The organism is Polyangiaceae bacterium (assembly GCA_020633205.1).
Lineage (GTDB): Bacteria > Myxococcota_A > Polyangia > Polyangiales > Polyangiaceae > JAHBVY01.
Genome location: JACKEB010000014.1, coordinates 521,428 through 544,071 on the forward strand (window position 1 = coordinate 521,428; position 22,644 = coordinate 544,071).

Genomic DNA, 22,644 nt, shown 5'->3' on the forward strand with positions numbered 1-22,644 from the left:
CGGCCACGCTTGGGGGCGTCGGCTTCACGTTCCGGGGACCGCTTTGCGCGATCCCGATCGATGCCTTGGCGATGGCCAAATCCACGACCGTGGCGCGCGTTCAGCTTGGTGTCGTCTCCGCGAGTGGGCGTCGCGGGCCGATGTTGCGGGCGAGATGGTGCGCCGCGCGTCGGGCTTGCGGGGACGCGGGGTGGCGCTTGGTGGGCCGGGCGCGCTGCCGGCGGAGGAGGCGGCGGGGGCGGCGGGGGAGCGTCCGCCCTCGGTCCGGTATGGATCGAGCAACCAGCGAACAGGCCCAGGCCGGCGGACAGCAGCGCGACCTTGGTCAGCTTCGCGACGCTCTGGAATAACTGGGCTTTCATCATCACGCTCACGGCAGCTCTCTCTTGGACGAGGGTACTCGCCGGATTGTTCTATGCCGGATCGTTCTGCGCTCGACCGGTTCTACGCCTGGTTGTTCTACTCAGCGCGCGGGTGATTCTACCCTGGGAGCTTGCCAGCCCGAGCGGGACTGAGGTCTGCTGAGGCGTGCAGTATGTGCGCCCAGGCATCGAGAGCCGTGAACTGGTGCTGGTTGGCGGCGGGCATGCTCACATTCAGATCTTGCGTCGCTGGGCCATGAAGCCCGTGCCCGGGGTTCAGCTCACCCTGGTCGTCGACCGAGGCGACGCAGTCTATTCCGGAATGGTTCCAGGCTTCGTTGCCGGCGATTATTCCCTCGAGGAAATAAGCATCGACCTGGCACGTCTCGCAGGCCGGGCCGGCGCGCAGCTGATCCCGTCTGCAGCCATCGAGGTGGATCCAAGCCGTCACCGCATCTCGTTCGCAGACCGACCAGCGATCTTCTATGACGTTGCGAGTCTCGATGTGGGCTCCCGAGTGCTTGGCTGGCGACTAGCGGGTGTTAAGCAATTCGTGCTAGCGACGCGGCCCATCGCCAAGCTCACTCAAGAGTTGCTGGGGCGCCTGTCCAAGCTGCGCGGCCCGGGGCGAGTGTGTGTCGTTGGCGGCGGACCGGGTGGAGTGGAGCTGGCCTTCTGCTGTCAGGCTCGTCTGGCTGCCTTGGGGTTAGACGTGGGGATCACCCTCGTGGACGCTGCTTCGCAGATCCTCGACGGCTACCCGGATGCGTTGAGGCAGCGCACCCTGGAGCTTGCCCAGGCCCGCGACATCGAGCTCAGGCTCGGACGGAATGTCGTCGAGGTGCGGGAGGATGGCGTGCGCCTGGAGACGAGCGAGGTCGTCGCAGCCGATCTGGTGTTGTGGGTCGCCGGCGCTGCGCCGCCCGCGTTGATCGAAGACAGCCCACTTCCGAGAGATCCACGCGGATTCACGCTCTGCGACGACGAGTTACGCGTCAAAGGCCACACTGACCTGTTCGCGGTCGGGGACTGCGCCGTGCAGGCGAATCATCCCTGGGTGCCTCGGGCTGGGGTGTACGCCGTACGTCAGGGGCCGGTGCTGGACCACAACCTTCGCGCCGTCTTGGCTCGCGCCCCGCTCCAGAGCTACGAGCCACAACGGGACTACCTCTCTCTCTTGAATTTGGGGGGAGGGGTGGCGCTTGGCAGCAAATGGGGGCGCACCCTCGAAGGCCGCTGGGTCTGGCGGCTCAAGGATCGAATCGATCGTCGCTTCGTCGAGCGATTCACGTTCGCCGACGCGACCCAAGAGCCGACCGCTACGGCTGAAATGGAGTGCGGCGGCTGCGCGGCGAAGCTGGGGCGGGAGACACTTCAGGACGCGCTGTCCGGGATGGACACGGAAGCGCCTGACGAGCGAGTGATCTGGGGGATCCGCGAGGCAGAAGATGTTGCTGCGTGGAAAATGAAGGATGAAGTGGTCGTCGCCAACGTCGACGCCTTTAGCGCGTTCACCCGTGACTACTTTGCCCTGGGCCGGGTTGCCGCCACGAACGCGTTGAGCGATCTGTGGGCGAAGGCCGCGCTGCCGGAGGTTGCGCTGTCGAGCCTGGTGATCCCGAAGGCAGACCGGCAGAAGCAGGCAGCTACCGTGCAGCAGATCCTCAAGGGTGCGAGTCAGGTGTTCGATGCCCATGGTGTGCAGCTGCTCGGCGGACACACTCAAGCTGGAGAGCAGCTGCAGGTCGGCTTTGCGATTTGGGGCCGCGCTCGCGGTCCATTGCTGCCGAAGCGTGGAGCGCAATCAGGTGACTGCCTAGTGCTAACCAAAGCCCTTGGCAGCGGTGTGTTGCTCCATGCGGATGCGATGGGTGACTGCCGCTTCGACTGGCGCAAGGAGCTGTACGCGTCCCTGTTCGCCACCAACGCGGACGCTGGGTTGCTCGCCCAGCGCCTAGGCGCTCGCGCGGCCACGGACATCACTGGGTTTGGGCTCCTCGGCCACTTGCACGAGATGTTGCACGCCGATGGGCTCGGTGCAGAGCTCGAACTCTCCGCTCTGCCCGTGTTGCCTGGTGCGCTCGAGCTGCTTGCCAGAGGCTATCGATCGACGTTTCACGCGCAGAACTCCGCACTACGAGAGTGGTGCCAGCGTTCGACTCGCGAGGGCGCTGTTGAAGCACGCACCGAGCTGTTATTCGATCCGCAGACCAGCGGGGGACTCCTGATCGCGATCTCGCCGGAACAAGCTGAAGAGCTACTCAGGCAACTGTCCAGCGCCGGGCTGCCTCAAGCGAGGCTCATCGGTCGTGTGAAGGACCCCGGCGTATCCCTGGTGTGACAAAACTCAAGAGCCGCGAGCGAACGTGCTCACGGCTCTTATCCGTAGGGAACCGGTGTATGCTAGTTGACGTTCACTGTGATCGTCAGCTTCTGCTTCTCGATCAGACAGCGATCTGCGTTGCAGACGGAGAAGGCCAAGGTTCCACTGATGGTCTTCGCGCCCTTCTCGCTCGGGGTGAACGGGATCGCCATGGTTGAGCGTTTCTCGCTGACGTTCATGCCCTTGACCACCGTCTCGGGGAACGTCACGCCTGCAGGCGCTGGATCGAGTGTGAACTTGTAGGGGTACTTATCGTTGCAGTGATATTCGCCCTTGGCGGTCAGCACTGCGGTCAAGGTGCCTGGCTTTCCGGCGGTGTACTTGCCGCCCGCGAGGTACGCCCCGAATGAATCGCCAGTGGCCTCCGCGCCCTTCTTCTCCTCAGCGGGCTTCTCCGCTGCGGGCTCAGCCTTCGCAGCGCCTGCCTTCTCTGCTGTCTTCGCTTCGGGCTTGGCAGCCTTGTCGTCTGCCGGCTCGGCCGCTTTTTGATCCTCAGCCGTCTTGTCGTCTGCGGGTTTGTCTTCCGTCGCCTTGTCCTCCGCGGGCTTCTCCGTTTCCGCGGGCTTGGCTTCGGGTTCTGCAGGCTTGGTGTCGGCGGTGGTCGCCGCTGCCTTCTCTGGGCTGGGTGTTGCAGCCTTGTCTTCGCAGCCGAAGCTGAGGCCAGCGGTCAGGGTCAGGATCGCGAGGGAAGCGAAACGCAACATTCGGGAGAGATAGCACGAAGCCAGAGGATTGGCGCTGAACAGTCGTACAGCGCGAGTCGATCTGGCGTGGTGGTCCCGAGATTGACCTCACCCCCCGATCTTTTTGCGCTGCAAAGTCGAACGAGAGCGCCATCGAAAAGCGCGTTGCGGAACCTCTGCGGCGCGTCAGCCCGCCCTGGAGCTACTGCTTACTTGATTCGCGCGCTCATCAAGCACGCGCCGCACGATGCGTGCGAGCTCCTTCGAGTGGTAAGGCTTGGCGATCACCGCGGAGAAGCTGTCGCTCGAGGTGTGGGGATCCACCTCGTAGCCCGTGGCGAGAATTACCGGGATGTTCACCTCGCGCGCCTTGAGCTCGGCCAGCAATCGGCGCCCACCCATATTCGGCATCACCGCATCTGTGATCACCAGGTCAAACGCCTGATCGCCCTTGGAAATGCGTTCGAGCGCCTCTGCCCCAGACCAAGCAAGCACCACGCGATAGCCACAAGCGTCGAGGACACCCTTCGCGGCCAGGAGCGGCGCGTCTCGATCGTCGACGACCAGGATTGATTCAGTTCCTTGCGGCAATGCTGAAGTGAAGCGGTCGCTCTCGACCTCACTCGCATCCGCTTCACGGGCGGGCAAGTAGAGGGAGAACGTCGTACCCCGACCCATCAAGCTGGAGACCGAGGCCCAACCGCCCTGTTCCTTCATGCTTGCGTAGACCATCGCGAGGCCGAGGCCGGTGCCTTCCCCCGCCGCCTTGGTCGTGAAGAAAGGCTCGAATACTCGAGACTGCACTTCCTCGGGGATACCGTGACCCGTGTCGGTCACGGTCAGCACCAGGTAAGAGCCGGGCAGACTACGGGCGGAGGCGGCTGTGAGATCTGCCACCCGCATCTTGAACTCGAGCCTACCGCCCTCTGGCATGGCGTCCCGGGCGTTGAGCGCAAGGTTCAGCAGCGCTTGTTCCAGCTGTCCTCCGTCGCCGAGGATGCACAAGTCTTCTTCCTCGAGGTCTAGCTTGAGCGTGATCGTCTCCGCGATGCTGCGTTCGAGGAGCTTGGCTACGCGACGCACGATCTTTGCGGGCTGCATTGGCCCCATCGTCGCTTCGCGTTTGCGAGACAGGGTGAGCAGACGCTGAGTGAGCTCCGCGGCTTGCCACATCGACTGCTCCATCTGCTCCAGATGCTCGTCGAGTTCCGGGTCGTCCTGCTTCAGGCGCACCAGGGACACGCCTGCGAGCATTGCAGTGAGCAGGTTGTTGAAGTCGTGAGCGAGACCACCTGCCAGGCTACCGACGGCTTCCATCTTTTGGGCTTGGACGAGCTGCTTGAGCAGCATGTGCTGCTCGGTGCCATCGGAGATCAACGCTAGCGCGCCGCCTCCCCCAAGGGGGGCGACGCTGAGTTGGATGTGCCGCTCGAGCTCCGAAGACAAGTGCTCCTTCTCCCCCTCCTGACCCTTCTCAGGCGCTGCGAGGGTGTGCTCCGACTGGATGCGCTCCTTTCGTAGTAGTACCGTACGGATACGATCAGACACCCCTGACTCCACCCACTCTTCGCCTTCCAGCAAATCAATGGAACCGCTCTTGGTCATTTGCTTCAGGCGTCGGTTGCAGATCGCTACTTTGCCGTCGTCGCGAATGTAGGCGATGCCGATGGGGGCGTCGTCGAGCAGGACGCGGAAGCGGCGTTCTTCGCGCCGCACGTCGTCTAGCAGGCCCTTCACGAGCTGCGAGCTACCCCAAGCGCGCATGCCCATGAAGAGCGCCAGCATCACTCCAAGCCCTACCAAAAAGGGCACGAGCTCCGTGGTCCACTGAGTGTGAAAGGCGAAGGCCACGACGGTGATCGCCAAGACTCCCAGCGCAGGCACCAATGCATCGAGGGTGGGTGACACATCGCTCACGCGGGAGCGCTCGGTGTGCAGCCAGTCCGCTTCGTAGGCGGCCCAGATCATCAGGCAGAAAGCGCCCACCCAGAACACGTCGATGACATGACCCGCCTCGTACGAGCGAATCAGGAGCGAGTGCCCATAGAGCGTGGTCACCGCCGCGAGTAGCGCTGTGGCCAACACCTGCACCGAGAGGACGCGCCGTCGCCGACCCCAGTTGTATTGCCACAACGTACTCAACCCGAACAGCAGCATGGACAGGTGCAACACCGGGTACGCCAGAGCGCTCGCGACGTAGGTTCGTGATTCCGTGAGCTGAGTCGCCGGCCGGTAGAGCATCATGGCGCCCACCATCGCCGCCACGCTCAGCGTGACTCCCAGGTCGCCTACGTGCTTCAGCGTGAGCGGCACGCTCGGAGCGCTCTGCTTCTGGAACCAGAACCCCGCGATGAACGCTGGTACGAGCGCGAAAAAGAAGACGTCGGAAACCGCGGGGAAAGGCGTGATCTGAGTGGCTACTAGCTCGAAGTAGTCCCAGATCAGCATGCCAAGGAACCACGACGCGCAGCCGATTGCGAAGCACCACCAGGCGCGACGTTGATGCCTCCGCTGTTGCCGCAGTGCCGTGTCGACGCACTTGGCTGCGGCGATGAGGCTGATCAGCGTCCACCCGATATCCGTCCACCAGTGCACCGCAGTGCTCCGCCCACGCAGCAGCACCACGCCGCTGTGGAACAGCACGCTGACTGCGAATAGCAAGCCGACCAACCGCACGCGGCCGGAGCGCTGGGCCTGACTCGCCTTGCTCCGCAGCTGGGCGGAACTAGACGGGGTCGCCCTGTTCGGCTGAGGCGCTTGAGTAGGCATCCTCAGCGGTCAGTATCCGCGCATTCGCGTCTCCCACCAAGAGGCGCGTTGGCTTGTTTCGAACCAGGCCACACTTCAGTCAGGCTATCTGCCTGGCAGGCTGACCGGCTCATCCTCGGAGGCGACCGACCAGAACGCCGATGACTGTTTCCACGCGGAGCACGCGCGGTCCAAGTGTCAGCGGAGAAAACCCCGCGTTTGCCAGGAGTTCCAGCTCGAAGGGGATGAACCCGCCCTCCGGCCCAACCGCCAGCGTCAGGTACTGGTTGCTCGCGCGGGGACACGCCTCCGTAGCGGTTGGGTGGAGCACGAGCTTGAATCCCTGCGCTTGGCTCAGCTCGTCCTCCACGAACGGCCGAAAGCGACGGCGCACGTCAATCCTGGGCATCAAGGTGTCGCGTGCTTGCTCGAGGCCAAGCACCGCCTGGTCCCGCATCCACTCCGGTGCCAGGCGATGGTTTTGCCAGTAGCTCTTTTCCACACGCGCCGCGTTGACCAGAGTCAGGCGCTTGATCCCGAGCGTCGTTGCGTCGCGGAGCAGGCGGCCGAGGACCTTGGGGCGGGGCAACGCCAGCACCAGGTGCATGCCCGCGTCTTGAGGGGGCGTTGCGCGGAGCTCGATTTCGAGCACCACTCGGTCTCCGGACAGTTCGACCACCGTGCCTTGCCCCACCGCGCCATCCAGCATGCCGACGCGCAGGTGGTCTCCGACGCGCGCGCGGTGGACCTGACGCACATGGACAGCACGGCGCCCTATCAGCACCGCTCGCATGCTGCGAGGGTCTAGCTCGGCTGGTGAGATCAGAATCAGGTTCAACTGCCTGGGCCTCTGCGTCCGAATGACGCGTGCTGTCAACGGAGTCGTCGGTCGCAGGTTCGAAACGCTCTCCATCGGAAGCCAAACATCCGTTAGGCTTTCCTGGTCATGATGCTTCGAATTCGCCGTCTGCTTACCCCAATTGTTCTCGGACTGTTCGTCTCTTCTGCGTTCGTCGCTTGTGGGAGCGATGATGACCCCGGCGCTGGGAGCGGCGGGACGGGGGGAACAGCGGGGACGGCTGGCACCGCCGGAGTGGGCGGCACTGGAGGGACGGTGGATCCCGACGCACCGCCGCTGCTGGGCCAGGACTGCGATCCCCTGTCCACGCACTGCGGCTTCCCGTTCCCGAGCAATGTGTACCTGGTCGACGATCCCGACGGGAAGACGCCGTCGGGCAAAGTCGTCGCGTTTGGCAAGACGACGCTGCCACGCTTCGCGTTTGGACCTTCGATTCATCCCGCGCTCTTCGCCCACCTGGACGGCTTTTCCCCGGGGCAAGGCCCGATGACGTACTTCCCGCAGGTCGCAGACGACGGCTTCCCGACGCCCGAGTCCATCGATGACTCGCTCAAGGCGGACTCGCGCACCATCCTGATCGAGGCGGACACCGGTCGTCACATCCCTCACTGGGTGGATATCGACTACTCCACCAACCTGGACGGCAAAGACGGGCTCGACGACGAACGGACGTTCATGCTCCGGCCCGCTGAGCACCTCAAGCACGGCACGCGCTACATCGTGGCCATGCGCGGTCTGAAGAACTACGACGGCGCGCTGATCGAGCCGAGTGAGGCCTTCAAGTCGCTCCGCGACGGCAGCGATTCGAACGAATACTCCGTGAATCAGCGCCGCGAGCTGTACGCGGACATCTTCTCGAAGCTGGATGCTGCTGGCGTAGCGAAGGACGACCTGCAGATCGCTTGGGACTACACCACGGCCACGCGAGAGAACACCACGGCGAGGCTGATCGAGATGCGCGATCTCGCGCTGGCAGCGGTCGGTGATGACGGCCCGACGTACAGCGTGAAGTCCGTCGAACCCGATCCGAACCCTCACATCAAGTACCGCGTGACGCTGACCATGCAGCTTCCGCTGTATCTGACCAACTCACGGCTCTACAGCCAAGACGATCCGGATCAAGCGGTCCTCAACGTGGGCAGCGACGGCAAGCTTGCTCAGAACGGCACCATGGACTTCGACGTCGTGGTCCACATTCCCAACTCCGTTGACGGCACAGAACCACTCGGACTGCTGCAGAACGGGCACGGGCTGTTTGGCAGCAAACACGAGGGCCAAAACGGCTACCTCGCCACCATGGCAGACGACTACAAGTGGCTGGCATTCAGCGTCGACCTGTACGGCTTCTCCGGTGATGACGTTCCCCTCGCGATCAACGCGCTGGGCGGCGATCCAGACCTCTTCGAGTCGTTCATCGCCCGCCAGCACCAGGGGCATATCAATCAGCTGCTCACGATGCGCATGATGATGGGGCGCATCGCGAAGGAAGGCATCACGTACAACAACGAGACGCTGATTGCGCCGAGTCAGATTGACCCCAGCGTGCGCGCTTACCGCGGGGATAGCCAGGGCGGCATCATGGGGACGGTGTACATGACCATCTCCACGGACGTCACCCGCGGTCTGCTCGGCGAGCCCGGGTTCCCGTACAATTTGCTGCTCAATCGCAGCCAAGACTGGCCCGGTTATGGCTTCGTGCTCAACGCGGCGACGGAGACCGCGCTCGACGTGCAGCTCACCCTCGGGCTGATTCAAATGCTGTGGGACCACACGGAGCCTTCAGGCTACGCGCACTACCTGACCGGTGACACACTGCCGAATACTCCGGATCACCGCGTGTTGATTCACTCCGCGATCGGCGATCATCAGGTCACGAGCTATGCGGCGCAGCTCTTGGCGCGCACGGTTGGAGCGAAAGAGCTCCTGAGCAACGACGGCAAGGTGCCGCGACCGGTGTGGGGCGTGGAGACGGCGGCTGGACCGCTAACCGAAGGCTCCGCGCTGGTGGAGTTCGAGTTCAACCTGGCGCCAGAACCACTGCGCAACTTGCCTGCGACGGACGGTGAGGATCCCCACGATCGCGTGCGAGTTTTGGAGCCTGCCTATCAGATGCAGGACGAGTTCTTCCGCACGGGAACCATTCGGGCCACCTGCGACGGGATCTGCAACTGCGACGGACCCAACGAAGAAGTTGGCTGTAACTAATCCTCCGGGAAACAACACAAAACACACGAGGCGCGTCAGCTGACGCGCCTCGTTGCTTCCGTGAGCCGCAGCCTAGAGCGAGCCCGCGATACCGAACACGAGCGCGATGTTGCGATCGGTGTAGTCCACGCTCGTCTGGCCGAAGTCCTGGCTACCGGAGAAGCCCAGGTCGAGCACGACGCCGGTGATGAAGCCAAAGCCTGGCCGCGGCGCGATGCTGAACAGCCCCTCCAGCGTCAGCCCGACCTGATCGAAGTCCGGGTCGTCGAACGTGTAGTAGGTGAGGCCACCGCGCGGCCAGAAGCCGAACACATCGCTGATGCCGATCATGTAGCCGACTCGCGGAGCCAGGATGAAACCACTGGGATCGTTGGCGTCGTCTGAGATGTCGAGGCTCGCGTAACCGAAGGCGCCGCCGATGCTCAGATTGTCGTTGATGAAGTAGTCGAGGCCAAGGCGTGGTGTGTTGTAGGGAGTCGATCTGCCTCCACTCCAGCCGAAGCCGAACCCCTTGAACGTCCGTTCGTCGTCGTTCGGGGTATCGAAGCTGAACTTGTCGTTGCTGAAGCCGAACAGGCGCTCGGCGCTGAACACGAAGTTCCCCTCGGCGCCAAAGCCGCCTTCTTCCGCACTCGCCAGGCCTACCGTGCTGGTCACCGCCAGAGCAGCCAGCGCGCTCACGATTCTTCGTTGCATGCGTCGGTTTGAACCTCCTCGCCCGACGTGGGCATGCCCACCATAGCCGTGGAACCGGGGTCCACGAAACCGTCGTTGGCGGACAGCGCGTTGGCCCGATGCGTGCACTCTGCAACCGCGCCAGTTGGCTCATGCAGTTCGGCGCGAATTGCCACGCCGTTTAGTAGCGGCGCCCGACGGGAATTTGGGGGTGAGGGTGAGACATTGCGCCCCTTCGCGCGTTGTGCTTCGCTCCGCGAGCCGATGGTCCCACGCCCCCGCGTGGGGACGTGATTTCGATGGTCGAGGTCGCGTCAGGGAAGCTTGGTGACCGCCTCAACCGAGAGCGGAAAGCCAACGCGGAGCCGCCGCCGTAACCTCGCGAACGTGTGTGTTTGCTAGCGCCCTTGGGGCGCATCTAGCTTCGATCGATAGCCACTGGGGCAACCTGGGAAGGAGATCGGAGCGAGCGAGGAAGCCGGAAAACCTGCTCTCGGTGCCTCTCTTGAGGCCAATCCTGCTGCCCTAGGCAGTGCGTCGGGTGCGAGCTCACCCGCGGGAGTAGCCAAGCCATGCAGAAAATCATCGTGCGCCCGCGCATTTCGCGCGGCGACGCCGGGCAGCGCCAAGCTGCCCGTTATACACCCTTCGCCCTCATCTGGTGTGTGATGCCCCTCGCGTTGGGTGCGATGGCGTGCAGCTCAGAGTCTAGCAATCAAGCGGGCGCTGCAGAGGGTGGGACCGCGGGCCACGCTGGTCTAGCAGCAGGGGGAGCCGCCGGTGAAAATCCGGGAGGAAATTCAACCGGCGGCGTGGAGGCCGGGGGAACCGCAGGCGCTGGTGGCATCGCGGGTGCTGGCGCTGGTGGCGTCGCTAGTGCTGGTGGCTCGGCTGGGGTCGGCGGGGCCGGCGGGGAGTGTGCAAACGCATCTCCGTTCGCGATACGTGCCGTCGACCACGAGTTCGGCTCAGGGCAGACCTTCGGTCAGCAGGACTTCCCCCAGAACGTGCTCGGCCCGCCGCGGGGTGGAGGATGTTGCGGAGGTTCTCTGGACGTCGTTTCCCTGGGGATTGGTGGTTGGGTCGTCCTCGAGTTGGGGGACACAGCCGTCGACGGCCCCGGGGCGGACCTGCTGGTGTTCGAAAACGCGTTCGAGTACGGCTCCGGACAGGTCTTTGCGGAGCCGGGAAGCGTCGCGGTCAGCGCTGACGGAGTGACCTGGTATGAGTTCCCCTGTACTGCGCTCGACGCGCCCTGGGGGCAATGCGCAGGCACGCACGCCGTCTACGCCAACGCGGACGAAAACGAGATCGACCCCACTGATCCAGTGGTGGCGGGTGGTGACGCCTACGATCTAGCGGACGTCGGCCTGGCCGAGGCGCGCTACGTGAGGATCACCGATCGGGCTGACCTCGCGAGCAGCGTGTTCGACTTGGACGCGGTCGCGGTGGTCAACGGCCAGTGTTCCCAGTAGCGCCATCGCGTCGCCTGTCGCACTGCTGCCTACATCGCCTACATTCGCGCGCTGATCTTCCGTATAGAAAAAGCTCCAGGGGAGCGAGCAGTTTTGAATAGCTTCCCCGGTGCGAGCCGGACTCAGATTTGCACGTGGTATTGTGCTCTTCACTTGCGAAGGGAAGAGCATGCGACCACTACGCTGGCTAGCGATCCCCCTGCTGTTGGGCGCCTCCTGCGCCGGGTGGAGTTGTCAGGGACAGATCGGTAATCCGGGAGCATCCGGGGAGCTTGGAGGAGGCGGTGAGGGGGCCGGAGGCCCTGGCTCCGCTCCGGTGTCATTCACCTGCGACGAGACGAAAGCGCCTGACGCGGTTCCGCTGCGTCGTCTCTCGAATGTGCAACTACGCAACACCGTGCGCGACCTGCTCGAGCGGACGCTGCCCGGTGACGCGGACACGATCTACGCGAGCGTCGAGACGACCTTGAACGGTTTCCCTCAGGACGCGCGGAAAGGGCCGGAAGAGCACTGGGGCGGCTTTACCCGCGTGGACCAGTCGGTGACTCAAGAGCACGTCGATCGCGACTACGACTTGGCCGTCGCGCTCGGCAAAGCACTCACCGCGGATGACTCCCGGCTCTCCGCTGTCGCTCAAGCCTGTGCAACGGACGGGGACGCAAGCAACGACGATGCGTGCCTTGACGCCTTCGTGAAGGGCTTCGGCGAGCGGGTGCTCCGCAAGCAGCTCTCGACGGAGGACGTCGACTTCTACAAGCGCCCCGCCGGCACCGCGCCCTTCGAGCGCGCGGATTGGGCCGATGTGATCGCGTTGATGATCGCATCCCCTAACTTCTTTTACATGGTGGAGCACGGTGGAGACGAAGCGGTCGCCGGCAAGCCCGATCTGTTTGCCGTCTCAGCCTACGAGCTCGCGTCGCGCCTCTCGTATCACTTCTGGCAGAGCATGCCTGACGACACCTTGCTGGGGCACGCGCGGGACGGCAGCTTGCTCGACCCCCAAGTGTACTCCGCGGAAGTCGACCGCTTGTTTGATGATCCGCGGACCCGCCAGACCATCCGGCAATTCTATGCGGAATGGTTCAGGCGCGCGGACGTAGCCCAACTGAACACCCTGGTCGGCACCGCAGCGTATGACGAGCTGCGGGGAGACTTCGAACCCTCACCAAACTTGCGCGACGCGATGTTCGACGAGGTGACGGACATGGCGCTCTACTACACCCTCGACACGCCTGGCCATGTCGAGGACTTCTACCGCAGCCGAAAGGCGTTTCCGCGCAGCCAGGAGCTTGCGGACTTCTACAACGTCCCCGTGTGGGATGGCGTCGGTGAACCCCCTGACTTCAGCGAGCCAGAGCGCCAGGGACTGTTGACTCGTGCAGCGATGGTCGCGACAGGCGCCGCGAACACGCGCCCAATCATGAAGGGTGTGTTCATCCGCAGGGCGCTGCTTTGTGACAAGCTGCCGCCGCCTCCCGCGGACGTGATGGCGACGACCCCGGAGCCGGCGACCGATGCAACCTCCAGGCAGGTGGTGGAGAACCTCACGGGGACTGGCATCTGCCCGGACTGCCATGCAAAGGCCATCAACCCCCTCGGCTTTGCCACAGAGAATTTCGACGCACTGGGGAGACCCCGCGACATCGAGAAGATGATCGACCTCGTCACTGGCGCGGTGCATGGCGAGGCGCCCGTCGATACGGAAGTGGTCGCGCGCATCACACCCGAAGACGAGCGTATCGCGAAGGACGGTATCGAGCTGCAAGAGCTGATGATCGAGAGCGGGAAGGTGCAGGCGTGCTTCGCCCGTGCCTACTTCCGCTTCACGTTTGGGCGCACGGAGCAGGTTAGCAAAGATGCCTGCGTGCTCGACGTAATGCACCAACCTCTCAAGACCGGTCAGCCCATCAAAGAGACGCTGCGATCCGTCGCCCTTTCGGATGACTTCCTGCAGCGCAACTTCGGAGACAAGTGAGATGAAGGTTACAAGGCGACACGTGCTGCGCGGCATCGGTGGATTCACCCTCGCGCTGCCTTTCCTGCCCTCACTGCTTTCCAGCAGCGAAGCCAAAGCGGCGCCCACGGGGCCAATCCGCCGCTTCATCGCCATGCGCATGGACCACGGTGGACTCGGGAGCGCCAACGTCTATCCGGACGACGCGCTTCTCACCGAGCAAATGGACTACGCGGGGCACACGATCCGACGTGGCGATCTCGCGTTGGGGGATGTCAGTGGAACCGCACGTCTGTCGAACGTCCTCAACGCTCCGGGTAGCAAGTGGACCGCAGCTCTGGCCGCCAAGATGAACGTGGTGCGTGGCCTCGACCTGCCCTTCTACATCGCGCATCATCGTGGCGGTACCCTGGGGAACTACGGGGACAGCGACGATCAGCAACGGGAGTACGTCCCGACGTGTGACCAGGTGCTCGCTTGGTCTGACAAGTTCTACGGCGACCTCAGCACGATCCTCCAGCGCAGCGCGGTGCTCGGCAGCGGAAGCATGTCCTGGAACCACACGGTTCCGAGCGACAAGAACTCGCCAATCGAACCGCTCCACGCCGAGAACAGCTCGCTCAGCTTGTTCGACCAGCTGTATCGCGATCCCGGTAACCAGATGGAGCAGCGCACGCCCGTCGTGGACCTGGTGCTGGAGGACTACAAGCGCCTACGAGATGGGAACCGTCGTCTCTCGAGCATGGACCGTCAGCGACTCGACTCGCACATCGCGAAGCTCGATGAGATCCAGCGTCGACTGGGTGTCACGCTGTCTTGCGATGGGGTCACCCGGCCGACGGAGGACTCTGCGGATCTCCAGCGCGACAACTTCCTGCACAACGTGCCGAAACACATCCAGTTTTGGAGCTTGATGAACGATGTCATCGTTGCCGCGCTCAGCTGCGATACGACACGCATCGTCACGCTGCGTACTGGGGATATGTGGGGCAACGGGGGAGCGACGGGCTGGTTCCACGAAACGCCACTCGAGTGGCACCAAGAAGTCGCACACAAGTGGTTCCAGGGCGACCGGCAACAAATCCTTGCGGAATCAAATCAGCGCTTCTTCGAGCACCTGTTCCTGGACCTCGTCAGCAAGCTGGACGCCGTGCAGGAGGCGGACGGCAGCACATTGCTCGACAGCTGTCTCGCGTTCTGGACGCAAGAGTCGGGCATCCACACGCACGACCCGATCGACTTCCCGATCGTCATGGCTGGTAGCGCCGCCGGCTGGCTGCGTACCGGCCAGTATCTCGACTACCGCAACATGAACGTGGTGGCTCACAACGGCCAAGGCGACAACGACAGCGGTGAGGTCACCCACGTGGGGTTGCTGTACAACCAGTTCCTCGGCACTGCGATGCAGGCGATGGGACTCAGCCCGGCGGACTACGAGGTCGAAGCTGGCGGCGGTTACGGCTACCACTGGGACGAAACACGTACCTGGTACGCCGGCTACAACAAGTATCCGGCGAGCGTGAAGAACGTGCGCGGCGAAGTGCTACCGTTCCTGAAGGCGTAATCGCGGTGCGCCACTAGCTGGCAGCCATTCTGATCTGTCACAGGCAGAGCAGCGAGCGGCTGTGAAGGCTATACTGCCTTGCGCCCTGGAGTTCCTGATCGAGCCACACCACGACGTAGCCGATGCCGCCGTCGTTGACACTCGCTGCGGCCTCGAGTGGGCCCTGACCCCCGATGATTTCGCGGACGGGGAGGCCTCTAAGCAAGCCTGTGCCGGAGTTCAAAAGTGACCAGAGGTACACGCGTTCGTCCTGTCCCACGATGGTGAACGCGCTTGCCTTCGCTGACGTGGCTAGGGGGCTGAGCGGCCCAATTTGGTCGAGGGTGGTCAGCTCACCCAGTTGCTTGACCGCGCTTGGGAGGGTGCCGCCCACGAACACATTGGCGATTTGACTTGGTTGAACCGGGCCAGCGAAGAGTCGTGCGGGCAAAAGGTTCGGGTCTGTCGTGGTGGTGAGACCTACCACCGTGAAGCCGTGGCTGCTCGCGTCGGCGATAGTGGCGAAGGTTGGGCGCGTCGCGGAATCCTCGAAGTTTGTCTGGCGCTTGGTCGCAAGCTGCGCCGCGTCTGCGCCGTACCAGCCAGCGCCCGTTTCCGTGAGGATTAGGTGAATGCCTCCAGAGTAGGCGTAGAAGTACGGCTCCTCCGCGTCCTTAGGGATGGTGGTGAACTGGGTTGCTGGAGGCCCGAAGAAGAGGTCCGAAGTCCCGCACTGGACGGCATAGTGCAAGCCCCCGTTGTATGAAGCGAGGAGAGAGTGTACGTCACAGGTTGGTGGCGTCGACACATCCGTACGGGTCGGACTGAGCGGACTCGCCAAGTCGTTCCCGGTGCGGGGAAACGCGAACTCAGCCAGGCCGCCGGAGTCCACTCCAAACAGGCGTAGCTCGTTCGCGTCGCACGACCCCGCGACGATGCGAGTGGGTGCGCCGGTCCAAGTTCCTTGCTCGTCCACTGGATCTGGGTCGCCGTTGTAGTTTACCCCGTAAATCGCGGCATCGGTTCCCAGGGGACCCGCGACGACGAACGCTCGGTCGGGGTCGCAGCGCACGATGAGGAGATCCGGTCTCTCATCCGTTTTCGGTCCGAGGTCGGCGACAGGCCCGAGCTTGCACTGGGGGGTCGTGCCGCCAGTGCCGCCCGTCCCACCCGTTGCGCCGCTCGCCCCCGTTCCTCCGTTCGCCCCCGTGGCGCCGCTGCCGCCCATGCCACTGCTGCCGCCCATGCCCCCGCTGCCGCCTTGTCCAGATGTCCCTCCAGCAGCCGAGGTGCCAGCATCCCCACCGTTTGCTGCGGTGCCAGCACTCCCACCAGCACCGCCGGAGTTGTCAGCCGCAGGCTTGAATTCATCCAGGCCGATCAAGCCGCTGCAGCCGACCGCGGCGAGTGCCGTCGAAACCAAGAGACAAGAAACGAAGCAAGCGGAAAGCCGAGGCATTGGAGGCCAATCCTTGCCCACACACACGGGAAATGCAAACTCAATCCGGTGTACCCGCGCGGTCGCCGCGATGGCGTTGACCCCACTCTCGGCGGGTTCTGGGCTGCGCGTGAATTTCAGGCACAGCGGGTGGTGCCTTTGCGGCACGAGTGGCTAGCAACAGCCACTGAGCGCTGCGCCTCACCCCCAAAAAAGACTGAGGATTCATGGACGTGGCGGGGGGAGGCGCTTGGTACGGAGCTTGCTCCTGCTACGCGTATGCTTGCTTTTCGTTCCACGGTTCTTGGCGCACTGCTGGGGGCCGCTTCATTGTTGTTGCTCACCGGGTCCGCTCAAGCCGCCGTGCCTACGTGGGAAGAACTCGAGCGGCCATTTTCCGCGCGGCTAAATGAGATCGCGAGTCACCCCGAGCCGGATCGCTCGCGACTCGAGCTGACTGACCCGCGTTGCAGGAACGGGATCGCCTGCAATGGGGATCTGCGACTGGCGGGCGAAGCGGGGACCGGCGGCGACCGCCTGGTGTTTGGCACCATGACCGGGCTGAGCCTCTCGGGTCGCTACGACCTGTTCCAAGTCGGACTCGACTACCATCACGCTGCGGGTTCAGGCGACATCACCAATGCGTACACTGCTCACGCTGGTCTCGCCTGGCAGTCCCCCTATGGCCTGCGCCTCGAGGGCGGCGTGCTCGGCGGGTACGCGCTCTCCGATATCGAGGTCGAGGAGGCGCGCATCAACGTCGGCCGCGGCATCGTTGGCTTGCGTGGCGCGATAAGCTACGAGTTTGCGTCCACCAGCACGAACCACCTGCTCGTGGGCTTGGTGCTCAACGGCGGTACGAGCCTCAGCGATTCCCACCAAAAAGGCAGAGGTGCCTGGGGCGGTGCGACGCTCAGCCTTGGGTACGCGCTGGATATTTGAGCCCCGGTTGGACTCACCAAGGCCTGCGTTCCTTGGGTCGCAGAACCCAGACGCACTGGCGTTTGCGCGGCCGTCTGGGCGCGACTAGCCTTGAGCCGTGGGCCGTCGAATGAAGCGTAGACCTTCTCGCGTCGTGACGCGCGGGGGTGCGCTGTTTAGCGTCCTGCTGGCTCTCTTGGTTGGGGGGAGGGCAGCAGCAGACGGGCCGGTGCTCCACGAGTACTTCGAACCGGATCCGAAGGAAGACGTGATGCTGCAAGCGACTGCCATGGGCAGCGACTTGCCGGCGGCCATCGATACACCGAGCGGCGTGGTGCGCGCGCCCGATATCTCCCGCATGCCTTCCCAAGTGGAAAAGGCCTACGGCGGGAGCTCCACGCCAGAGAGCGTGGACGCCAGCTACCGCATCGACTCCGACACCACGCGCCCGGACGTCGTGAGCTATGACGACCCCTTCACGCCCGCAGTGACGCCCTTCAAGCGCCTCTACGCCTACGACGCGGTGAGCGACGCGTTGGAGCTGGTGGTGGAGGACAAGTCGATGACGAAGCTCAGTATGGGCGGCGTCACCCAGGTCACCGACGACCAGTTCTTTGCGGATATGACCGTCGATCTCGAGGCGGACGTCCCCGTGCGCGTGCCATCGCCCGGGCCCATGGCAAAGCTGCTCAAGGCGCGCTCTCAGCCCGAGGTGAAGTTCGAGATGCTGCGCGACAGTGCGGACAACTGGTTTATCCGTGCGGAACAGCGGGCCCGGGTGCGGTTGGTGATGCAGATCGCCGTGCCCCGGGATGCGTTTGGTGGGCGCTACGCGGACGTGAGCTTCGCGTCGCTGAAGCCGCGCTTGCCGGCGCTGCCTCGTGCCGTGCGAGACGACGCGCTCGAGGTGGCGCGTCATGTCGGCATTACCGCGGGGCAAACGCCGCGTAGCGTGGTTCAGGCGCTGGTGGGCTACTTCCGCGGGTTTGCTCCGAGCGGTCAGCGGCCCCAAGGCGGCGGCGCCGCGCTCTACAAGGAGCTTGCGCTATCAAAGAAGGGCGTGTGTCGTCACCGCGCGTACGCCTTCGTGATCACGGCGCAAGCGGTGGGGATCCCGGCGCGCATGATCCGCAACGAGGCCCATGCTTGGGTCGAGGTGTGGGACGGCCAGATCTGGCATCGCATCGACCTCGGCGGCGCCGCGGGGCGCATGGAGCTCGAGCAGGATGAGTCGCGCCAGGCACACGTGCCACCTCAAGACCCCTACAAGTGGCCCGAAGGCAGCGAGTCGGGAACCGAGATGGCGGATGAGGCTCGCAGCTCCGGACAGCAGCCAGGGGGCAACGGCAACGGTGCTCCCGGTGGGCAAACTGGGGACGCAGGAGCAGCCCAGTCGTCGTCAGATCCCGGCGGAAGTGACTCCAACCCCGGCGCCGCGTCGCCGCTGTCCATGCTGACCCAGGACGGAGGGCTGTCTCGAGACGAAGACGACAAGCGCCCGACGCCTGATATGAGCTTGAAGCTCGGCCAACCGGACGTACAGCGCGGACACGCCCTGCGAGTGACCGGCAGCGTGAGCTCCGATAGCAAGAGCTGCGGCGGTGTGCGCGTCGACGTGGGCCTGAAGAGCGCTAGCGGTGAAGTCTACCTGCTTCAGTCCATTTCCACCGATGCCGAGGGCCGCTTCGATGACTCGGTGATGGTTCCGTTCCACCTCAGCGTGGGTGAGTACGAAGTCATCGCGAGCACGCCGGGGAATGAGCGTTGCGGAGCTGCCCTCAGTCGTTGAGAACGGCGGCTCCCACGACCCGCGACGGGATGCCTCAGTCGTAGAGCGCGGCGGCTCCCACGACCCGCGACGGGATGCCTCAGTCGTAGAGCGCGGCGGCTCCCACGACCCGCGATGGGCGGGCTTGAATGGGGGTCGCTAGTTAAGTTACCGTGCGGTAACTGGCTAGTCTCGGCCTTCGCTTGGAGCTTTGGATACGGAACGGCCTGCGCCTTCTACTGAAGAGCATCGTGAGGGCCCGCTGCGTGATCGTCCTCATTTCGGCTACGCTCACCCGCCTCTGCGCCCGCCCCCTGCGGGCCGTTCCGCCGCCTCCACAACTCCCTCGTATTTCCTGGGGTAAGGGCGCTTGGCGTCTCCCTAAGACTGAGCCGTCCGTTGCCTTGTCTGCCTTACGGTTCGGCGTTGCCTCGGGGAGACTGAGCCGTCCGTTGCCTTGTGCGCCTTACGGCTCGGCTCGGGGCTTCGCCCCATTGCCTCCGGTAGTGACTCATGGCGATTGGAGGCTGGCGGGCTTTTGGGTCTTGCCGGTTCGTGCACTTTGCGTCTCGGCTCGGGGCTTCGCCCCATTGCCTCAGGCATTTGTGAACGTGACACGGCTCGGGGCTTCGCCCCATTGCCTTTGGCTTTTGTTGAAGTGATACGGCTCGGGGCTTCGCCCCATTGCCTCAGGCTTCCGGTTCGCGCACGAGTCACTTCGGCTCGGGGCTTCGCCCCATTGCCTTTGGCTTTGTGAACGTGACACGGCTCGGGGCTTCGCCCCATTGCCTCAGGCTTTCGGTTCGCGCACGAGTCACTTCGGCTCGGGCTTCGCCCATTGCCTCAGGCTTTCGGTTCGCGCACGAGTCACTTCGGCTCGGGGCTTCGCCCCATTGCCTTTGGCTTTTGTTGCTCGGGGCTTGGGCCCGTTGCCTTCGGCTTCCGGGCCTTTGGCTTTTGGAAGGGGATGGCGGCACAGAGGTTGCTTAGTGCGCCGTATGGCTCGACATCCTCGCTCCCAGGCGTCGCGCGTGCGTGCGCCGTTCGTGATCACTGCCAGCTTGGCACTTTTGGCTCCTGCGTGCGGCGGAACGGCAAGCGGTGGTGAGGGCGGGGCTGGAGGCACCGCAGGAACCAGTGGTGCGGGAGGCAGCGGCGGTGCATCGTCAGGTTGCCCGACTTCGCTGCCCGACGATGGCACAAGCTGTGCCGTTGGCGCGAAGGATTGCTACTACGACCGCTGCGGCGCTGAGGGGCTGAGCGATCTCGTCGCGAGCTGCAGCGCGGGGAAGTGGGAGGTGCGTGAGGGCGGCACCTGCAACCCTCCGCCGCCGCCTGAGGAGTGCCCTGCGACCGAGCCGACCACGGGCGGCTATTGCAACGTCCCGGCGGACCAGTACTGCAGCTATCCCACAAGCGAGTGCTGCCCCGACGTGCAGGCGCGTTGTGTGGACTACACTTGGGATGTTTCGGTCTCGAGTTGCAACCCGCCGCCACCACCTGCTTGCCCGGAGGAAATGCCGGAGGACGGAAGCTCGTGCGCTCCCGCCGATGTGTGCGGCTACACGGTGCAGTATTGCAACTATGGGACGTGCACCGAGGGTGGCTCGAGCGGATTTACGGCGTACTGCGACGGTACGACCTGGTCGGTTGATATCTGCAAAGGCCTTTGATGGCTAGGCTTCGGGGCGTGTTCGGGGTAACGGCGGAGTATGTCCGCCGCGGTAGAACAGGCAGAGAACCGGGTCGAAAGTGAAAACGCTGGGGAGTTTCCGCCCCTTGATCTGGTCGCGCCTCAGCTGACGATTCGCGCCGTCTTGACCGGTATGGTGCTCGGCGGGCTGTTGTCCTTCTGCAACATCTACAGCGGGCTCAAGATCGGCTGGAGCTTCAACATGTCGGTCACCGCCGCGCTGTTGTCGTTTGGCTTCTGGCAGGGCCTGCATGCGCTGTTCAAGACCAGGCGCTGGGGGTTGCTGGAGAACAACATCAACCAAACGGCTGCGTCCGCGGCGGCTTCGATTGCTTCCGCGGGGTTGGTTGCCGCGATCCCGGCGCTCACCCTGATCAATGGCTACCAGTGGACCTATTGGGTGCTCGTGGTCTGGACCTTTGCCGTGAGCGTGCTCGGCGTGACGGTGGCTATTGGGCTCCGACGTCAGTTCTTGCTGGTCGATCGACTACCGTTTCCGTTCGGTATCGCTACCGCAAGCACCGTGAAAGAAATGTACGCCAAGGGGCGTGAAGCCGTGCTGCGCGTGCTTGCCCTGATCAGCGCAGGCGTCGTCGCAGCGGCGCTCAAGTTGATGGTCGATCTGCTGAAGGTGCCGAAGCTGCCAATTCCGGGATCCTTTGCAGCCAAGGGGGCACTCGCCAAGGGCGGCGCCAGCAAGCTCTCGTTCTACAACCTAGGTTTTGCTCTCGATCCTTCGCTGTTGCTGTTCGCGATGGGCGGCATCATGGGTTTCCGTGCTGGTGTTTCCGTGTTGCTTGGTGCGCTGGTCGCCTGGGGCGCGCTTGGTCCGTACGCCCTCGAGCAGGGCTGGGCAGAGCCGGGCAAGGCTGGGGCGACTTGGTTCTCGACAGTAAACAAGTGGATGCTCTGGCCCGGCGTCGCGTTGATGGTCACCTGCTCACTGACCTCCTTCGCCTTCTCTTGGCGCGCCGTCCTGCGGGCGTTGACTGGAGCGCGTCGCGCCGCGGGTGACGCGCCCGCGGAGGACTCGAGTCACGATGTGCCGACCCGAGCGTTGATTGGCGCCATCCTGGCCGCACTGCTGCTCGCGACGTTTACCCAGGTCAGCCTGTTCGGGATCGTGCTCTGGGCGGCGGTGCTTGGTGTTGGCCTGACGTTCGTGCTCGCGATCGTTTCCGCGCGGGTGTCCGGGGAGACGGGGCTTGCCCCCGTGGGACCAATGGGCAAGGTGACCCAGCTGTTCTTCGGAATCATCACGCCGGGGAACGCCGCGGCGAACCTGATGGCCGCCAACGTCACGGGCGGCTCGGCGAGTCAATGTGCGGACTTGCTCCACGACATGAAGACCGGGTTGCTCATCGGTGCTTCCCCACGCTTTCAGGCGGTTGCGCAGGTGTTCGGTGTGCTAGCCGGTTCGCTCGCGGGCAGCTGGGCGTATTTGATCATCATGCCGAACCCACAGGCGCAGCTGCTGACCGAGGAGTGGCCTGCTCCAGCTGTTGCCGCGTGGAAAGCCGTGGCGGAGATCTTCGCCAAAGGACTCGAGACCATGCCAAAGGGGGCGATCGGGGCCATGCTGATCGCCGGTGCGCTCGGGATCCTGCTTGCGATCTTGGAGAAACAGAAGGCCAAGTGGGCCAAGTTCGTGCCCTCGCCGGCGAGCATCGGTATCGCGATGGTGATCCCGGCGTACTACTCCGTCTCCATGTTCCTTGGCTCCGCTGTGGCGCTGCTTCTGACTCGCAGCGTGCCCAATTGGTCCGCGCGTTTCCTGATCGTGGTCGCCTCAGGTTTGGTGGCTGGGGAGAGCCTGGCCGGCGTTGGTTTGGCCATCAGCGAGACGCTGAAGTTCGCTGCTGGTCGTTGATGCAGCTCCCATTCGGCTTTTTTGGGGGTGAGGGGAGCTGCGAGATCGCCGTCGGAGACTGCTGGAA

General features: G+C 64.1%; 14 protein-coding genes and 1 riboswitch. Of the genes, 9 read left to right on the forward strand and 5 right to left on the reverse strand.

Annotated elements, in window-relative coordinates; genetic code table 11:
* The first annotated feature begins 528 nt into the window (after positions 1 to 528).
* Entirely contained in the window at positions 529 to 2,703 is a 2,175-nt protein-coding gene (gene selD, locus H6718_22330; protein ID MCB9588162.1) for a selenide, water dikinase SelD, read from the forward strand.
* A gap of 62 nt (positions 2,704 to 2,765) precedes the next feature.
* Here selD and H6718_22335 read toward each other — a convergent pair whose 3' ends face one another.
* The 3 genes from H6718_22335 to H6718_22345 all read right to left on the reverse strand — a co-directional run bounded on the left by H6718_22335 (position 2,766) and on the right by H6718_22345 (position 7,014).
* A complete protein-coding gene (locus tag H6718_22335) occupies positions 2,766 to 3,449 on the reverse strand; it encodes a hypothetical protein (GenBank protein MCB9588163.1) in 684 nt (227 codons plus the stop codon).
* 165 nt (positions 3,450 to 3,614) lie between these two features.
* Positions 3,615 to 6,197, reverse strand: a complete 2,583-nt coding sequence (locus H6718_22340) for a response regulator (protein ID MCB9588164.1) — start codon at positions 6,195 to 6,197, stop codon at positions 3,615 to 3,617.
* 109 nt (positions 6,198 to 6,306) lie between these two features.
* Complete coding sequence (locus tag H6718_22345; protein MCB9588165.1) at positions 6,307 to 7,014, reverse strand: 16S rRNA (uracil(1498)-N(3))-methyltransferase; 708 nt, start codon at positions 7,012 to 7,014, stop codon at positions 6,307 to 6,309.
* Between the two features lie 108 nt (positions 7,015 to 7,122).
* Here H6718_22345 and H6718_22350 point away from each other — a divergent pair, with 108 nt between their 5' ends.
* On the forward strand, positions 7,123 to 9,240 hold the full coding sequence (locus tag H6718_22350; protein ID MCB9588166.1) for a hypothetical protein: 2,118 nt from the start codon (positions 7,123 to 7,125) through the stop codon (positions 9,238 to 9,240).
* Between the two features lie 72 nt (positions 9,241 to 9,312).
* Here H6718_22350 and H6718_22355 read toward each other — a convergent pair whose 3' ends face one another.
* Positions 9,313 to 9,936: a hypothetical protein gene (locus H6718_22355; protein MCB9588167.1), complete on the reverse strand. Its 624-nt coding sequence runs from the start codon at positions 9,934 to 9,936 to the stop codon at positions 9,313 to 9,315.
* 262 nt (positions 9,937 to 10,198) lie between these two features.
* A riboswitch (cobalamin riboswitch) is annotated at positions 10,199 to 10,425 on the forward strand.
* Between the two features lie 431 nt (positions 10,426 to 10,856).
* Here H6718_22355 and H6718_22360 point away from each other — a divergent pair.
* The 3 genes from H6718_22360 (at position 10,857) to H6718_22370 (ending at position 14,908) form a co-directional block, all read left to right on the forward strand.
* Positions 10,857 to 11,390, forward strand: coding sequence for a hypothetical protein (locus H6718_22360; GenBank protein MCB9588168.1), 534 nt, complete (start codon positions 10,857 to 10,859; stop codon positions 11,388 to 11,390).
* Positions 11,391 to 11,559: 169 nt separating this feature from the next.
* On the forward strand, positions 11,560 to 13,365 hold the full coding sequence (locus tag H6718_22365) for a DUF1592 domain-containing protein (protein ID MCB9588169.1): 1,806 nt from the start codon (positions 11,560 to 11,562) through the stop codon (positions 13,363 to 13,365).
* A 1-nt stretch (position 13,366) separates the two neighbouring features.
* Positions 13,367 to 14,908, forward strand: a complete 1,542-nt coding sequence (locus tag H6718_22370) for a DUF1552 domain-containing protein (GenBank protein ID MCB9588170.1) — start codon at positions 13,367 to 13,369, stop codon at positions 14,906 to 14,908.
* 37 nt (positions 14,909 to 14,945) lie between these two features.
* On the opposite strand, the gene H6718_22375 is transcribed toward H6718_22370, so the two are convergent.
* The gene (locus tag H6718_22375) at positions 14,946 to 16,346 is read right to left on the reverse strand and encodes a hypothetical protein (protein ID MCB9588171.1); all 1,401 of its coding nucleotides are present in this window, start codon (positions 16,344 to 16,346) and stop codon (positions 14,946 to 14,948) included.
* Positions 16,347 to 16,604: 258 nt separating this feature from the next.
* On the opposite strand from H6718_22375, the gene H6718_22380 reads away from it, so the two are divergent.
* The 4 genes from H6718_22380 (at position 16,605) to H6718_22395 (ending at position 22,577) form a co-directional block, all read left to right on the forward strand.
* Positions 16,605 to 17,267, forward strand: coding sequence for a hypothetical protein (locus H6718_22380; GenBank protein MCB9588172.1), 663 nt, complete (start codon positions 16,605 to 16,607; stop codon positions 17,265 to 17,267).
* Between the two features lie 109 nt (positions 17,268 to 17,376).
* The gene (locus H6718_22385; GenBank protein MCB9588173.1) at positions 17,377 to 19,035 is read left to right on the forward strand and encodes a transglutaminase domain-containing protein; all 1,659 of its coding nucleotides are present in this window, start codon (positions 17,377 to 17,379) and stop codon (positions 19,033 to 19,035) included.
* A gap of 977 nt (positions 19,036 to 20,012) precedes the next feature.
* Positions 20,013 to 20,687, forward strand: a complete 675-nt coding sequence (locus tag H6718_22390; GenBank protein MCB9588174.1) for a hypothetical protein — start codon at positions 20,013 to 20,015, stop codon at positions 20,685 to 20,687.
* 39 nt (positions 20,688 to 20,726) lie between these two features.
* Complete coding sequence (locus tag H6718_22395; GenBank protein MCB9588175.1) at positions 20,727 to 22,577, forward strand: OPT/YSL family transporter; 1,851 nt, start codon at positions 20,727 to 20,729, stop codon at positions 22,575 to 22,577.
* The last annotated feature ends 67 nt before the right edge of the window (positions 22,578 to 22,644 follow it).